The sequence below is a fragment of the Ralstonia soli genome (genome assembly GCF_023955655.1).
Lineage (GTDB): Bacteria > Pseudomonadota > Gammaproteobacteria > Burkholderiales > Burkholderiaceae > Ralstonia > Ralstonia soli.
In genome coordinates this window covers 36,815-51,862 of sequence record NZ_JAMXHT010000009.1, presented here as the reverse complement: position 1 = coordinate 51,862, position 15,048 = coordinate 36,815, and the positions used below count along the sequence as shown (strand labels likewise).

Annotated in this window: 18 protein-coding genes; 11 read left to right on the top strand and 7 right to left on the bottom strand. The window is 63.9% G+C overall.

Annotation, left to right across the window (positions count from 1 at the left end; genetic code table 11):
* Nucleotides 1-247: 247 nt before the first annotated feature.
* The 5 genes from pssA to NG900_RS22675 all read right to left on the bottom strand — a co-directional run bounded on the left by pssA (nucleotide 248) and on the right by NG900_RS22675 (nucleotide 5,252).
* Nucleotides 248-1,120, bottom strand: a complete 873-nt coding sequence (gene pssA, locus NG900_RS22695) for a CDP-diacylglycerol--serine O-phosphatidyltransferase (protein ID WP_252683987.1) — start codon at nucleotides 1,118-1,120, stop codon at nucleotides 248-250.
* 13 nt (nucleotides 1,121-1,133) lie between these two features.
* Entirely contained in the window at nucleotides 1,134-1,781 is a 648-nt protein-coding gene (locus NG900_RS22690) for a phosphatidylserine decarboxylase (protein ID WP_252683985.1), read from the bottom strand.
* Between the two features lie 149 nt (nucleotides 1,782-1,930).
* On the bottom strand, nucleotides 1,931-2,947 hold the full coding sequence (gene ilvC / locus NG900_RS22685; protein WP_252683983.1) for a ketol-acid reductoisomerase: 1,017 nt from the start codon (nucleotides 2,945-2,947) through the stop codon (nucleotides 1,931-1,933).
* A gap of 56 nt (nucleotides 2,948-3,003) precedes the next feature.
* On the bottom strand, nucleotides 3,004-3,495 hold the full coding sequence (gene ilvN, locus NG900_RS22680; RefSeq protein WP_021195003.1) for an acetolactate synthase small subunit: 492 nt from the start codon (nucleotides 3,493-3,495) through the stop codon (nucleotides 3,004-3,006).
* Entirely contained in the window at nucleotides 3,495-5,252 is a 1,758-nt protein-coding gene (locus NG900_RS22675; protein ID WP_252683981.1) for an acetolactate synthase 3 catalytic subunit, read from the bottom strand. Before NG900_RS22675 ends, ilvN begins: the two co-directional genes overlap by 1 nt.
* 368 nt (nucleotides 5,253-5,620) lie before the next feature.
* On the opposite strand from NG900_RS22675, the gene NG900_RS22670 reads away from it, so the two are divergent.
* From NG900_RS22670 to NG900_RS22620, 11 genes are all read left to right on the top strand, one after another.
* Complete coding sequence (locus NG900_RS22670) at nucleotides 5,621-6,187, top strand: RNA polymerase sigma factor (RefSeq protein ID WP_252684340.1); 567 nt, start codon at nucleotides 5,621-5,623, stop codon at nucleotides 6,185-6,187.
* Entirely contained in the window at nucleotides 6,184-6,624 is a 441-nt protein-coding gene (locus NG900_RS22665; RefSeq protein ID WP_252683979.1) for a DUF3619 family protein, read from the top strand. Before NG900_RS22670 ends, NG900_RS22665 begins: the two co-directional genes overlap by 4 nt.
* 11 nt (nucleotides 6,625-6,635) lie before the next feature.
* Nucleotides 6,636-7,481 (top strand): DUF3106 domain-containing protein, encoded by an 846-nt coding sequence (locus NG900_RS22660; protein ID WP_252683977.1) that lies wholly within the window; start codon nucleotides 6,636-6,638, stop codon nucleotides 7,479-7,481.
* A gap of 91 nt (nucleotides 7,482-7,572) precedes the next feature.
* A complete protein-coding gene (locus NG900_RS22655) occupies nucleotides 7,573-8,097 on the top strand; it encodes an RDD family protein (protein WP_252683975.1) in 525 nt (174 codons plus the stop codon).
* A 30-nt stretch (nucleotides 8,098-8,127) separates the two neighbouring features.
* The gene (locus tag NG900_RS22650) at nucleotides 8,128-9,144 is read left to right on the top strand and encodes an alpha/beta fold hydrolase (RefSeq protein ID WP_252683973.1); all 1,017 of its coding nucleotides are present in this window, start codon (nucleotides 8,128-8,130) and stop codon (nucleotides 9,142-9,144) included.
* A gap of 241 nt (nucleotides 9,145-9,385) precedes the next feature.
* Nucleotides 9,386-10,336, top strand: a complete 951-nt coding sequence (locus NG900_RS22645; RefSeq protein WP_252683971.1) for a UDP-2,3-diacylglucosamine diphosphatase — start codon at nucleotides 9,386-9,388, stop codon at nucleotides 10,334-10,336.
* A gap of 92 nt (nucleotides 10,337-10,428) precedes the next feature.
* Entirely contained in the window at nucleotides 10,429-11,472 is a 1,044-nt protein-coding gene (locus NG900_RS22640; protein ID WP_252684338.1) for a glycosyltransferase family 4 protein, read from the top strand.
* 12 nt (nucleotides 11,473-11,484) lie between these two features.
* Nucleotides 11,485-11,949, top strand: a complete 465-nt coding sequence (locus NG900_RS22635; protein WP_252683969.1) for a diacylglycerol kinase — start codon at nucleotides 11,485-11,487, stop codon at nucleotides 11,947-11,949.
* Between the two features lie 140 nt (nucleotides 11,950-12,089).
* Nucleotides 12,090-12,791 carry a TetR/AcrR family transcriptional regulator gene (locus tag NG900_RS22630; protein ID WP_252683967.1) on the top strand — a complete coding sequence of 234 codons (702 nt, stop codon included), beginning with the start codon at nucleotides 12,090-12,092 and terminating at the stop codon, nucleotides 12,789-12,791.
* A complete protein-coding gene (locus NG900_RS22625) occupies nucleotides 12,788-13,372 on the top strand; it encodes an LOG family protein (RefSeq protein WP_252683966.1) in 585 nt (194 codons plus the stop codon). The genes NG900_RS22630 and NG900_RS22625 overlap by 4 nt, the downstream gene beginning before the upstream one ends.
* Before the next feature lie 20 nt (nucleotides 13,373-13,392).
* Nucleotides 13,393-13,989, top strand: a complete 597-nt coding sequence (locus NG900_RS22620; RefSeq protein ID WP_252683964.1) for a LysE family translocator — start codon at nucleotides 13,393-13,395, stop codon at nucleotides 13,987-13,989.
* Nucleotides 13,990-14,007: 18 nt separating this feature from the next.
* Here the strand turns inward: NG900_RS22620 and NG900_RS22615 are convergent, their stop codons facing one another.
* On the bottom strand, nucleotides 14,008-14,586 hold the full coding sequence (locus NG900_RS22615; protein WP_252683962.1) for a DUF924 family protein: 579 nt from the start codon (nucleotides 14,584-14,586) through the stop codon (nucleotides 14,008-14,010).
* A 47-nt stretch (nucleotides 14,587-14,633) separates the two neighbouring features.
* Nucleotides 14,634-15,041 (bottom strand): group II truncated hemoglobin, encoded by a 408-nt coding sequence (locus NG900_RS22610; RefSeq protein WP_252683960.1) that lies wholly within the window; start codon nucleotides 15,039-15,041, stop codon nucleotides 14,634-14,636.
* Nucleotides 15,042-15,048 lie beyond the last annotated feature (7 nt).

Sequence of the window (15,048 nt, the reverse complement as noted above, 5' to 3'; positions counted from 1 at the left end):
GCAGAATGCAAAACGCCCCGGCGTGCATGGTTGCAGGCCGGGGCGCTGTTGAATCCTGGTTCGCGAAAACTTGGCGGTTTTGCTTGCCTCGTCTTGCGATTTCCTATGCGCGTGTCCCGACCTGACGACCTAGTAGGCCACCAATCGAGACTAGCGTAATCAGAATGGAAATCGGGCGCGAAAGCATACGAATGACTATAGACGAATTCAAAAATTGACGCAAGCGCACAATGGTGCAGCGCATTGGTCACTCATGGGCTTCATCGGACGCCTGTTTCGGCATGCGCGGACTACCCTGCTGCCCATGCAGCGTGCGCCAGCCCCAAAGTAGATAGCCCGACACCGCATAGCCGACAAACAACCCAAACAGCGCTACCGGCGGGTCGCTCGAAACCACCACGAACAGCACGAGCACCAGCACCATCACGCCAAACGGCACGCGATGCCGCACGTCGAGCGCCTTACCGCTATAGAACGGCGCGTTCGACACCATCGACAATCCCGCATACAGCGTCAGTCCGAATGCCACCCACGGCATCCAGAGTTCTTTCACCGGCAGCTTGTTATCGATTGCCAGCCAGACGAAGCCTGCGATGAGCGCTGCGGCAGCTGGGCTCGGCATGCCTTGGAAGAAGCGTTTATCGACCGAACCAATGTTCGTGTTGAAGCGCGCCAGGCGCAGCGCCGCGCCAGCGCAATACACAAACGCCGCGAGCCAGCCCCACTTGCCCAGATCCCGCAGGATCCATTCGTACATCACCAGCGCTGGGGCAACGCCGAACGACACCATGTCCGAAAGCGAGTCGAATTGCTCACCGAACGCGCTTTGCGTGTTGGTGATGCGCGCAACGCGGCCATCCATGCCGTCGAGCACCATGGCCGCGAAGATGGCAATCGCAGCCGTCTCGAAGTTCAGGTTCATCGCCTGCACGATGGCAAAGAAGCCGGCGAACAGCGCGGCCGTCGTGAATGCGTTGGGCAGCAGGTAGATGCCGCGGCGCCGCGGACGCACGATCTCGAGATCGTCGTCGTCCGAGCGCGGCTGGTTATGTCGCAGCGGACGCAAGTGCGTCACGTTGCTGGCGGTGAAACGCTTCTTGCGTCGGTTGAACGCGGGCATGGCGGCCTCCGGATCAGTCCAGCTCGGCAAGCACTGTGAGCGTGGCGGACACCTTCTCGCCGATGGTCACGCGCGGGCGCGCCGTCAGCGGCAGGTACACGTCGACGCGCGAGCCGAAGCGGATGAAACCATAGCGCTGGCCGCGCGTGAGGGCTTCCCCTGCCTTGGTATAGCAAAGGATGCGCCGCGCGATCAACCCAGCCACCTGCACCGAGGTGACGAGTTGACCATCGGCACGGCGCAGCACGACGGCGTTGCGCTCGTTCTCGAGCGAAGCCTTGTCCAGGTCGGCGTTGACGAACTTGCCCGGGAAGTACTGCACTTGCTGCACCGTACCATCCACCGGCGCGCGGTTCGAGTGCACGTTGAAGACGTTCATGAACACGCTGATCTTCAGCGAGTCGCGATCGGCGTACGGGTCGCGCACCTGTTCAACGGCGACGATGCGGCCATCGGCCGGCGAGAGAATCGCGTTGGCCTGCGTCGGCACAGCGCGCGCCGGATCGCGGAAAAATTGCAGCACGAACAGCGTCAGCACCCAGAACGGCCAGGCCCATCCGAAGCCGGCGGCAGCCTGCACGATGAGCGAGACGATGAAGATCGCGCCCAGGTACGACCAGCCCTCGCGGGCGATGATGGGATGCGGATACGTGTTGTTCAAATCAGACCTCGACAGCGTCTTGAAGGAAATGCGGCATTCTAGCCGACACGGGGCCGCGCCAGCACTTGAAACGGTGGCGAATCCCATCGGTTCAGCATAAAAAAAGCCAGCCTGGAGGCTGGCTTTCTTCTCGCACAAGGCGCGGGCGATCAGTTCTTCGACTGGTCGACCAGCTTGTTCTTGGCGATCCACGGCATCATCGCGCGCAGCTTGGCGCCAACTTGCTCGATCTGGTGCTCTTCGGTCAGACGGCGGCGCGAGATCAGCGTCGGCTGGCCTGCCTTGTATTCCAGCAGGAAGCTCTTGGCGTATTCGCCGGTCTGGATATCCTTCAGGCACTGCCTCATGGCCTTCTTAGTCTCTTCCGTCACGACGCGCGGGCCGGTGACGTACTCGCCGTATTCGGCGTTGTTCGAGATCGAGTAGTTCATGTTGGCGATGCCGCCTTCGTAGATCAGGTCGACGATCAACTTCAGCTCGTGCAGGCATTCGAAGTAAGCCATTTCCGGAGCGTAGCCTGCTTCCACCAGCGTCTCGAAGCCAGCCTTGATCAGCTCGACGGTACCGCCGCACAGCACGGCTTGTTCGCCGAACAGGTCGGTTTCGGTTTCTTCGCGGAAGTTGGTCTCGATGATGCCGGCGCGGCCGCCGCCGTTGGCGGTGGCGTACGACAGGGCGATGTCACGTGCTGCGCCCGACTTGTCCTGGTGCACGGCGATCAGGTGCGGCACGCCGCCACCTTGCGTGTACGTGCCGCGCACGGTGTGGCCCGGAGCCTTCGGGGCGATCATGATGACGTCCAGGTCAGCGCGTGGGATCACGGCACCGTAGTGCACGTTGAAGCCGTGGGCAAACGCCAGCGCGGCGCCTTCCTTGATGTTGTTGTGCACTTCGTTCTTGTACACGTCGGCGATCTGCTCGTCCGGCAGCAGGATCATGACGACGTCGGCGTCCTTCACGGCTTCGGCCACTTCCTTGACCTGCAGGCCGGCGTTGACGGCCTTGTTCCACGACGCGCCGCCCTTGCGCAGACCGACCGTGACCTTCACGCCCGAGTCATTCAGGTTCAGGGCGTGGGCGTGGCCTTGCGAGCCGTAGCCGATGATGGTGACGTTCTTGCCTTTGATCAGGGAGAGGTCGGCGTCCTTGTCGTAAAACACTTTCATGGTGATGTCCTAATTTTTCAAATATCGATGGGATCCGGCAGCATGCACGCGCCGGTTCAAACCTTCAGAATGCGCTCGCCGCGGCCGATGCCCGAACCGCCCGTACGGACGGTCTCAAGAATGGCAGTGCGATCGATGGCATCGAGAAACGCGTCAAGCTTGCTGCCGTTGCCGGTCAGCTCGATCGTGTAGGTCTTCTCGGTCACGTCGATGACGCGGCCGCGGAAGATGTCCGCCGTACGCTTCATCTCCTCGCGCTCCTTGCCGACCGCGCGCACCTTCACGAGCATCAGCTCGCGCTCGATGTGCGCACCTTCGGTCAGGTCGACGACCTTGACGACTTCCACCAGGCGGTTCAGGTGCTTGGTGATCTGCTCGATGATGTCGTCCGAACCGGTCGTGACGATCGTCATGCGCGACAGCGAGGCGTCTTCGGTCGGAGCGACCGTCAGCGTCTCGATGTTGTAGCCGCGCGCGGAGAACAGACCCACCACACGCGACAACGCGCCGGCTTCGTTTTCCAGCAGGACGGAAATGATGTGACGCATTACAGGTCCTCCGCGCCGAGCAGCATTTCAGAGATGCCCTTGCCTGCCTGGACCATCGGCCAGACGTTTTCGGTCGGGTCGGTCTGGAAGTCGAGGAACACGGTGCGATCCTTGAGTCGGAAGGCTTCGCGCAGCGCGGGCTCGACGTCTGCTGTCTTTTCGACGCGCATGCCCACATGGCCATACGATTCGGCCAGCTTTACGAAGTCGGGCAGCGCCTGCATGTAGGAATGCGAGTACCGGTTGTCGTACTCGATTTCCTGCCACTGGCGCACCATGCCCAGGTAACCGTTGTTGAGCGAGCAGATCTTCACCGGGGTGTCGTACTGCAGGCAGGTCGACAGTTCCTGGATGCACATCTGGATCGAGCCTTCACCGGTGATGGTGACGACTTCCTTGTCCGGGAACGCCTTCTTGATGCCCATCGCGTACGGCAAGCCCACCCCCATCGTGCCCAGGCCACCGGAGTTGATCCAGCGGCGCGGCTCGTTGAACTTGTAGAACTGCGCGGCCCACATCTGGTGCTGACCGACGTCGGAGCAGACGAAGGCGTCGCCGTTCGTCAATTCCCAGATCTTCTCGACCACGTACTGCGGCTTGATGATCTCGGAAGTACGGTCGTACTTCAGGCAATCAACGCTGCGCCACTGTTCGATCTGTTCCCACCACTTGGCCAGCGCCGCCTTGTTCGGTTTGGCTTCGCCCGACTGGATCTGGGCGATCATCTCCTGCAGCACGTCCTTGACGTTGCCGACGATGGGGATGTCGACCTTCACCCGTTTGGAGATGGAGGACGGATCGATGTCGATGTGGATGATCTTGCGCGGCTGCGAAGTGAAGTGCGCCGGGCTGCCAATCACGCGATCGTCAAAGCGCGCGCCGATGGCGATCAGCACGTCGCAGTTCTGCATCGCCATGTTGGCTTCGTACGTGCCGTGCATCCCCAGCATGCCGACGAACTGCTTGCTGGTGCCGGGGAACGCGCCCAGGCCCATCAGCGTGTTCGTCACCGGGTAACCGGTCAGCGCAGCCAACTGGCGCAGCTCTTCGCTGGCTTCAGCCAGCACCACACCGCCACCCGAATAGATGTACGGACGTTCGGCCTGCAGCAGCAGGCTCACGGCCTTGCGGATCTGGCCGGAGTGCCCCTTGTTGACGGGGTTGTACGAGCGCATCTCGATGGTTTTCGGATACTCGTACTTGCACATCTCGCGCGAGACATCCTTGGGGATGTCCACCACCACCGGGCCCGGACGGCCGGTCGAGGCGATGTAGAACGCCTTCTTGATGGTCGAAGCGAGGTTGCGCACGTCCTTGACCAGGAAGTTGTGCTTGACGATCGGGCGGGTGATACCGACGGTGTCGCATTCCTGGAAGGCGTCCTGGCCGATGGCGTGCGTCGGCACGTTGCCGGTGATGATCACCATCGGGATCGAATCCAGGTAAGCGGTCGCGATGCCGGTGACGGCATTGGTCACGCCCGGGCCGGACGTCACGAGGGCGACACCGACCTTGCCCGTGGCGCGCGCATAGCCGTCAGCCGCATGGACTGCCGCCTGTTCATGGCGCACCAGGATGTGTTCGATCTTGTTTTGCTTGTAGAACGCGTCGTAGATATAGAGCACCGCGCCGCCGGGGTAACCCCAGACGAACTCGACACCCTCTGCCGCGAGCGCATTGACGAGGATGTCAGCCCCCATCATGTCGGCAGATGAACCGCTATTGGCGTGGGAAAATTCCGCGCTAGGCATATTCATTTCAGTCCTTTGCAATTTTCGGCAAAAAATTGTTTGGATGCTCTCTACCGGGCTTGTGGCGCGGGTTTGAGCGGTTGCGCGTCTGCATGGAGGACCGCCTGATGGGCAGCCAGATGAGACAAACCACAGATGTTGTGAACCGGGGATGATACTGCAATGCCGCATGGTGGTCCAGCGGCGGCGCGATTCGCCACGCGGCGGCCACACCGGGCCGTCCACCAGACAGTCGGGCTGTCCGCCGACCGGCATTTTTGCTAGCATCGCAACATTTTTCACGGCCACGGCCATCGCAGGCACGCGGCGCGATCGTCACATTCGCAATGTGAATGTTCGCCCGGCCGCTCCACCAGGATTCGCACCGCCGTTGTATGGCCTCTGAACAGGAACTGTCGGCCTTTCTCCTCAGCGTCGAGAAACGCGCCTTCAAGCAGGCAGTCTTTGCTGTGCGCGACGACGATGCCGCGCTCGACATCGTGCAGGACGCCATGATCAAGCTGGCCGAGAAATACGGCGACAAGCCGGGGGCCGAGCTCCCGCTGCTATTCCAGCGCATCCTGCAGAACACGATCCACGACTGGTTCCGCCGCACCAAGGTGCGCAACACGTGGGTGAGCCTGTTTTCCAGCTTTCGCACAGACGCCGAGGGCGACGACACCGACCCGCTCGAGCTGATCGAAAGCGAAGCCGGCTCCACAGCGGCGGAGAGCAGCGCCGACAAGGTCGAGCGTGCGCAGATGCTGGAAATCCTGGAGCGCGAAATCGAGAAACTCCCGACACGTCAACGGGAGGCCTTCCTGATGCGTTACTGGGAAGACATGGATGTTGCCGAGACAGCCCAGGCAATGGGCTGCTCCGAGGGGAGCGTAAAGACGCACTGCTCGCGGGCAACACACGCCCTGGCCCAAGCGCTGCGGGCGCGAGGGATCCGACTATGAACAAGGCAGAACTCCGAGAACGCCGTTTTGTGCATGCTGTCCGTACCGCTCTGAACGAGTCGGCCGGACAACTGCCGCCTGACGTGCGCGACCGCCTCGCAGCGGCGCGCCGGACGGCGCTCGCGCACAAGAAAGCGGAAGCACCGAGCACGGTGCGCTCGCCCGTCTTGGCGATGCCGGGCGTTGGTGCGGTGTCTTTCGACGTGGAAGGCGAAGCACAGTCGCCGCTGCAACGCGCTGCGGCATTCCTGCGCCGCCTCGGCCTACTGTGGCCGACCATTGCGCTGATCGCCGGTCTCGCAGGTATCTATCAGTGGCAGCAGCAGCAACGCGTGGACGAACTCGCCGAAGTCGACACCGCCATGATGCTCGACGACCTGCCGCTGGCCGCTTACGCCGATCAAGGCTTCCACCAGTACCTCAAACACGATCAGTGAAAGGCTGATCGATGAGCGACTTCCAGCACACCCACGGCCAACCACCGCGAGGCGATCGGGGCCTGCGCCTGCGCGCTGGCATCGCCACGCTGCTCGGTGCGGCGGGACTGATGACCGGCCTCGCGATTGGGCAGGTTCCGGCTGCTTTGGCGCCCACGCCCGCCTCCGGCGTCACCGCCAACGCGCCGATCGATCTGCCGACGCCGCCGGCGACCAATCCGCAACCGTCCGTACATCCGAACTGGGCAGAGCTGCCCATCGTGCAGCAGCGCATCCTCGCGCCACTGGCACCGGAGTGGAACGGCATGCCGGAGCTTGCCCGCAAGAAGTGGCTGCAGATCGCCCTGGCCTATCCGAAATACTCGCCTGCGCAGCAGCAGCGCCTGCAAACGCGCATGGCTGACTGGGTGAAGCTCACCCCAGAGCAGCGCCACCGCGCGCGTGAGAATTTCCAGACCACCAAGTCGGTCCCGGTTCAGAAGAAAAGCGAAGCGTGGCAGAGCTACCAGAAGCTGACGGAGGATCAGAAGAAGGCGCTCGCTGCTGCGGCCAAGGCGCAGAAGCATCCGTCTGCGGTCACGGCGCTGCCGGGCAATGCGAGCCTCGCAAAAGATGCGGCCAAGGCGGTTCACCATGGGCGTACCAAACCGGGCACGACCCGGTCGGCGCCGAACAAGGTGACCGCTGCGGCATCGGCGCCGGTTGCTACGCCTGCCCCGACACCGGCTCCGGCACCTGCCGCCGCCGCGCCAGCGCCCGCAAGTGCGCCACTCACGCCCGCGCACCCGGTGGCTCCGCCTGTGGCGCCCGGCGGAGAACCGGGCAATCCGCCGCCATCCACCGTCCTGGGCGGCTGAGTCCGTACACCCTTTGGCATAATCTGAACACGCGCCGTGCAACCCTTGCCGGCGCATGACGCATTGCGCTTGCCGCACTCCCCCCTGTTCGATGGCCACCTCCGTCTCTCCCTCTTCGCCGGTAGCGGCAACTGATCCGCTCGCAGCCCCCACCCTGCGCCGTCGTCTTGCGGCGATGCTCTATGAAGGCCTGCTGCTGTTTGGCGTGATGTTTGGCGCGACGGCCATCTTCCTGTTGCTGCGCGTGATCGTGCCGCCACTGGCGCGCACCGGTGATGCAGGGCTGCAGGTCTGGGGCTTCCTGGCGCTCGGTCTGTACTTTGTGTGGTTCTGGCGCAAGCGCGGGCAGACGCTGGCGATGCAGACGTGGCGCATGCGCGTGGTCAACGCCGACGGCTCGCGCATTTCGCTCGGTCGTGCCATCGCGCGTTATGTGCTGGCATGGGTGTGGGTGGTTGTGGCAGTCGGCGTCATCCACTTGAGCGGGGCGTCCCGCTGGGCCGGTGTGGGTGTTGCCCTGGCGTGCCTGCTGGCCTGGGGTGCGCTGGCGTGGATCGATCCGCAACGCCAGTTCCTGCACGATCGTCTGGCCGGCACGCGGCTGGTGCGCGACTGATTCGGCGACACCGTTGGCGCAATCACCACCATGACGCGCGCCGATCTGTCCGCAACGCCTGCTCCCCTGGCTTCTCTGACCGCCGCCACCGCGCGCCGCATTGCCGTGGCGCTCCAGTGCGCGGCAACGCTGGCGGTTGCCGGTGCTGCGCATCATTGGGCGGGATGGAGTTGGCCGGCTGCGGCAACCCTCGCGGGCGTGGCGCTGGTATTCGGTTATCTCGTTTCGGTGGGCTGGGCGTTTCTGGTGTCCTTGAAAAGCACGGCCTCCCCCATTCCGGATGACCCGGCATGGGACCGCGTGCCCGTGCCCCACGAACAACGCATCGGCGCGGCCGGTTTCATGGTGTGCTGGTTGCGCGAATGCCTGTCGGTCGCGTGGATGTTCAACGTGCTGCAGCCGTTCCGTGCGCACGCCACGTTCGATGTGCCAGCGGGCGATACCAAACGTGTGCCCGTGCTGATGATTCACGGCTACGGCTGCAATCGCGCGGTATGGCTGCCGATGCAGAAGCATCTGGCCGCCGCCGGCCATCCGACCGAGGCTATCGATCTCATGCCGCTGCTGGGCGACATCGACGACTACGCGCGTGACATTGCAGCAGCGGTCGTGCGCCTCACGCGCGCGCATGGCCGGCCACCCGTTCTGCTCTGCCACAGCATGGGTGGACTCGCCGCGCGTGCGGCATTGCGCCGATCGGAGATGAGCCCCGTGGCCCACGTCATCACGCTCGGCACCCCACATCGAGGCACCGCGATGGCACGTACAGGACGCAGCCGCAACGTGCGCCAGATGGCTTGGGCGAGCCCGTGGCTGCGTCAGTTGGCGGCATCCGAAACGCTAACTGCGCGCGCGCGCATCACCTCGATCTTCTCGTGGCACGACTCCATCGTCGGGCCGGCCGGGGCGTCTTGGCTGGATGGCGCCCGACACGTTTCCTTCGCCGGCATCGGCCATGTGTCGCTGCTATGCGACGCGCGGGTGCGCGCTGCCGTGCTGGCGGAACTCAACCGCATCGACGGCATCCCGCTAACGCCATCCGCCTGAAACGCGCGACTGGCGCGGATCTTCGGCACATCACCTTCTGCCTTGCGGCAACCACGTCATGTGACGGTCATGTTTCTGACACGGCCGATTCACGCAGCGGTGGCGAAATCCGTCCAACGCAGCCTCCGTTGCCGACATGGTCCTGCCAAATCTGCCCAGCCCTGGTTTTCTCCGCCGCCTCGCGCAACGCTTTCGCGCCACTCCACTCGCCGGTTCCGACTGGAACGCTCCACCGCCTCTGATGCAAATGGCCGCCGGGCTTGCCGCCGCAGGCGTGCTCGGCTCGGCAGTGCCAGCGGGCCGCGGCGATGTGCGTGATCACGAGGCACCTGTCGCCGCACCGGCATCTGCGCTGGCCCCCGATCAGCTGGCGAACAAGGACACCGACCCACCGCCCGAGAAAATCCACCGCTACCGCACGATCTGGCTGTCGGACATCCACCTCGGCACCGCAGGCTGCCAGGCCACCTACCTGCTCGACTTCCTCAAGCACAACGAATCCGACACGCTGTACCTCGTGGGCGACATCGTCGACGGCTGGCAACTGCGCAAAGGCTGGTATTGGCCGCAGGCACACAACGACGTCGTGCAGAAGGTGCTGCGCCGCGCGCGCAAGGGCACCCGCGTGGTCTTCATCCCCGGCAACCACGACGAGATGGCGCGCCAGTTCCATGGCCTGAATTTCGGCGACATCGAAGTCGCGGAAGACGCCGTACACGTGACCGCCACGGGCAAGCGTCTGTGGGTCGTGCACGGTGATCTGTTCGACGGCGTGATGCAGCACGCGCGCTGGCTCGCCTATGTGGGCGACTCGCTCTATACCTTCATCCTGGCGATGAACCGGCACTTCAATCGCATCCGCGTGCGGCTGGGGTTTCCATACTGGTCGCTGTCGCAATACCTGAAGCACCAGGTCAAGAACGCGGTCAACTTCATCAACTCGTTCGAGCGCGTGATGACCGACGAAGCACGCCGCCGCGGCTGCGACGGCGTGGTCTGCGGGCATATCCACAAGGCCGAGATCCGCGAGATCGATGGCCAGCTTTACTGCAACGACGGCGACTGGGTGGAGAGCCTATCTGCCCTGGTCGAAACGATGGAAGGCGAGCTGCAGATCGTCTATTGGACGCACCTGCTCGATGCGCCGCCCATGTCCCGCCGCGCACGCCGTGCCGCTGCGGCTGCCGCCTGATGAACGCCCACATGACCCACACCAACATCGACATCGTGCAGCCTGCCGCCGCGCAACCCACTCCCACGCCCCAAGGAGAGCCCGTGAAAGTCATGATCGTCACCGATGCCTGGGAACCGCAGGTCAACGGCGTCGTCCGTACCCTCACCCAGACGCGCCGCGAACTTGAGGCCATGGGCCACATCGTCGACATGATCACGCCGCTGGAATTCAAGACGGTGCCGTGCCCGACGTATCCGGAGATCCGCCTGTCGATCCTGCCTTCCAAGCGCGTGCGTGAGCGCATCGAACAGTTTGCGCCGCAGGCACTGCACATCGCCACGGAAGGCCCGCTCGGGCTGGCCGCACGCGCCTACGCGCTGCGCCACAAGCTGCCCTATACGACCGCGTACCACACGCGCTTTCCCGAGTATGTGCAGGCCCGCTTCGGCATCCCGCTGGCCTGGACGTATCGCTTCCTGCGGTGGTTCCACAGCCCCGCCCAGGCCGTGATGGCACCGACGCCCGTGGTGCTGAAAGATCTCGCCGCCTACGGCATCACCAACGGCGTGCTGTGGACGCGCGGCGTCGATCTGGATGTGTTCACCGCCCAGCGCAGCAACGTGCTCAACACGGCCCACCCGATCTTCCTGTACGTCGGTCGCGTGGCCGTGGAGAAGAACGTGGAAGCCTTCCTGGAACTCGATCTGCCCGGCTCCAAGTGGGTGGTCGGCGAAGGCCCCGCACTGGCCGGCCTGAAGGCGAAGTATCCGAACGCCAGCTACCTGGGCGTGCTCAAGCAGCCGGAACTGGCCAAAGTGTATGCCTCGGCCGATGTGTTCGTCTTCCCGAGCCGCACCGATACGTTTGGCCTCGTGTTGCTCGAAGCGCTTGCCAGCGGCCTGCCGGTTGCCGCGTACCCGGTGACGGGCCCGATCGACGTGCTGGGCGATTCACCGGCCGGCGCCATGCGCGAAGACCTGCGCGAAGCCTGCCTGGAAGCACTGCGCATCGACCGTGCAACCGCGCGCGCGCATGCCGAAAAGTTCTCGTGGCGCGCGGCGTCGGAGCAATTCCTCGCTCACCTGCGGCCGATGCCCGCCTCGCACACCGGCAGCACCAAGGCCGCCGAACCCTCCACTGCAGCGGGTGCCTGAGCCTTGCGTTCCATGAAGCCCACCACCCCGCCGGATCGGGGACTGGAAGACGCGCCAGCGCCGCCAGCGGCCGGCGCTTATTCGCCGGCCGACAACCCGCACAAGGGCAACCGCGGCATCACACGGGCCTGGTTCGCGCTCAAGAACTCCATCAGCGGCATCCGCTTCGCCATCGACGAGGAAAGCGCATTCCGCCAGGAACTTACGCTGTGCGCGATCCTGCTGCCGTGCGCGTTCGTCATCCCCGCTACGGTGGTGGAGCGCATCCTGATGCTCGGCACGCTGGTGCTGGTGCTGATTGTCGAGCTGCTCAATTCGAGCGTGGAGGCGGCCGTCGACCGCATCTCGCTGGAGCAGCATGGGCTGTCCAAGCGCGCCAAGGATTTCGGCAGCGCCGCCGTCATGCTGGCCCTGCTGCTGTGCGTGGGAACATGGGGGGCGATTGCGTGGCCGTGGGCGGCGTCGCTATTGCGTTAGGACATACCCGCGCTTACGCCGCGTCAACGTTTGGCGATGTGACGCCCACCCGCTGCGGGGGAGTCGTTGCACAAGCACGATCTCTTATAATCCGGGCACCAACACGCCACGGAGACAGGGCCACTGGCCTTGGCAGTTCAATGGAAACCAAGCAGCATTCCACCGGCCCACGCCGCACGCGCGATCGCATCCTCGAGGTGTCGCTGCGTCTGTTCAACGAGCTGGGCGAACCCAACGTCACCACCACGACGATCGCCGAAGAGCTCGAGATCAGCCCTGGCAACCTGTACTACCACTTCCGCAACAAAGACGACATCATCAACTCGATCTTTGTGCAGTTCGAACAGGAAATCGCGCGCCGCCTGAAGCTGCCAGACGACCACAAGGCCACGCTGGACGAAACCTGGGGCTATCTGCAGTACATGTCGGAGTTCCTGTGGAACTACCGCTTCCTGTATCGCGACATCAACGACCTGCTCGCACGCAACCGCATGCTGGAGCTGAACTTCAAGCGCATCGTCGAGCAGAAGCGCCATTTTGCGATGGACATCTGCCACCAGTTCATTCAAGACGGCGAGATGGAAGCCACGCCCGAGCAGATCGATGTGATGTGTACCAACATCGTCGTGATCGCCACCTATTGGCTGTCGTTCCAGTTCGTGCAGCACCCGCGCCAGTACAACGACCAGAAGGCGATCCGCGATCACCTGCACGGCGCGAGCTACCACATCCTGTCGATCCTTGCGCCTTACCTGCGCGGCAAGCCGCGGCGAGCCTTCGATCTGCTGGCCGTGAGCCGCAGCAACGATCCGCCGCTCACCCCCACCACTCCTGCCAAATGAAATCGATCTGCGTTTATTGCGGTTCCAGCCCGGGCGAGCGCCCGGAATACAAGACCGGCGCCATCGCGCTGGGCAACGAGATGGTCAAACGCGGCCTCACGCTCGTCTACGGCGGCGGCAACGTCGGCCTGATGGGCGTGGTGGCCGATGCGGTGCTGCACGGCGGCAGCCCGGTCATCGGCATCATCCCCAAATCACTGGTGCGCAAGGAAGTCGGGCATAAAGAGCTGACCGAACTGCACATCGTCGAGAACATGCACCAGCGCAAGCAGATGATGGCCGACCGCGCGGAGGCCTTCATCGCCATGCCCGGCGGCGTGGGCACCTACGAAGAGCTGTTCGAGACGTTCACATGGCTGCAGCTCGGCTATCACAACAAGCCGATCGGCCTGCTGAACGTGGCCGGCTTCTACGACAAGCTGCTCGCCTTCATCGACCATGCGGTGCAGGAAGGCTTCCTCAAGCGCCACCACGCCGATCTTCTGCACGTGAGCGACAACCCGGCCGAGCTGATCGACATGCTGGCCCGTGCGCCGCGCGAAACCGTCGACAAGTGGTCGGAGCGCCGCGACCGCACGTAAGCAGGAAAAACCCTCCCCTCATGCAAGACCCTCTGCTGATGCTGGCGTTGTACACGGCTCTGGTGCTGATCGTGCCGGGGCCGACGAACACGCTGCTACTCTCGTCTGGCCTGAAGGTGGGGGTACGGCGCACGAGCCCGCTCATTGCCGCCGAGGCACTGGGCTATGTCTCGTCGATCGCGTTGTGGGGCTTCTTCTTGAATGCCCTGTCCGCTGACCGGCCCTGGCTGCCGGTCGTGGTCAAGCTGCTGAGCTCGGCCTACATCCTCTTGCTGGCGGCAAAGATCTGGCGGCAAAGTGGCGCACTGCAGCACGTCACCGCCAGCCCGGTCAGCTTGCGCGACATGTTCGTCACCACCGTGATGAACCCCAAGGCGCTGCTGTTTGCCAGCACGCTGTTTCCGCTTGCTGCATTCCAGTCCGCAGCCTATTTCGGGCGAACCATCGGCGTGTTCCTTGTCGTGCTGGTGCCCATTGCCATCGGCTGGTCGACGCTCGGCATGCTGCTCACGGCGCGGCGCACGTGGGCGTCTCATACGCCCACGCTGTTGCGTGGTGCATCGCTGGTGTTGCTCACGTTCTCGGGCTCGCTGATGTATTCGGTGCTGACCCACTGAGCGGCACAGCGTGCCATCTCAGAAAGACGATCCGGGCTGGGCCAGAAACGCCACCTCATCCGGTGTCGACTCACGCCCCAGCACCGCGTTTCGATGCGGGAAGCGCCCGAAGCGCGCGATGATCTCGCGGTGCTTTTCCGCCCAGACGAGGGAATCGGCATCGCCCTCCTGATCGCGCAGGCGCGTGTACAGACGGACCGATTCGTCCTGCATGGCCAGCGCTTCGCTGTGCTCGAAGGGCAGATAACAGAACATGCGGTGATGGCGCGTCGGCAACTGGGCATCCCAGCCTGCGGCGACGACGATCTGCGCAGTGTGCAATGCCGCCGCATCGCTGGCAAACGCGCGGGCGCTGCCGCGAAACATGTTGCGCGAGAACTGGTCGAGCACCACGATGCGCGCGATGGCCTCCTGCGGCGTGTCCATCCAGGTATCGGCATCTCCGGTGGACAGCGCTTCCCACAGCGGCAGGAAGCGTGCACGGATATCGGCGTCGAATGCGCCGGACTTGGTGAACCACTCTGGCCGTGCATCGGCCAGCGGCGCGTTGCCGAACCAGAACGCGAGCACATCGTCGGCGGTGGGCAAACCGATCATCGGGGTCTCCTCGAATTGTTCTTGTGATGATGCTTTAGCGCGGCACCTTAGCGCTGCACATTCCGCATCCAGTCAGCGGTCTGCCAGAAGGCCTGCATCAGCCTCATCTGCAGCGCTTCGTCCAGGCCGATGTCCTGCATGGCGAGCGCCATGCAGCGCATCCATTGATCACGCTCCTGTGTGCCGATCTCGAACGGCAGATGGCGCGCGCGCAGGCGCGGGTGGCCGAATCGTTCAATGAAATGGTTCGGACCGCCCAGCCAGCCGCACAAGAACCAGAACAGCTTGTCGCGCGAGCCGTCGAGGCTCTGGGGATGCAGCGCCCGCAGCACGGCAAACTCGGGCTCCAGATCCATCAGGTCGTAAAACCGGTCAACGAGTTCGCGTACGCGCGCCTCGCCACCAATCAGGTCGAACGCCAGGGTTTCCTGGCCGGAAGTTGCGTCGTCAGTCATACAGCCA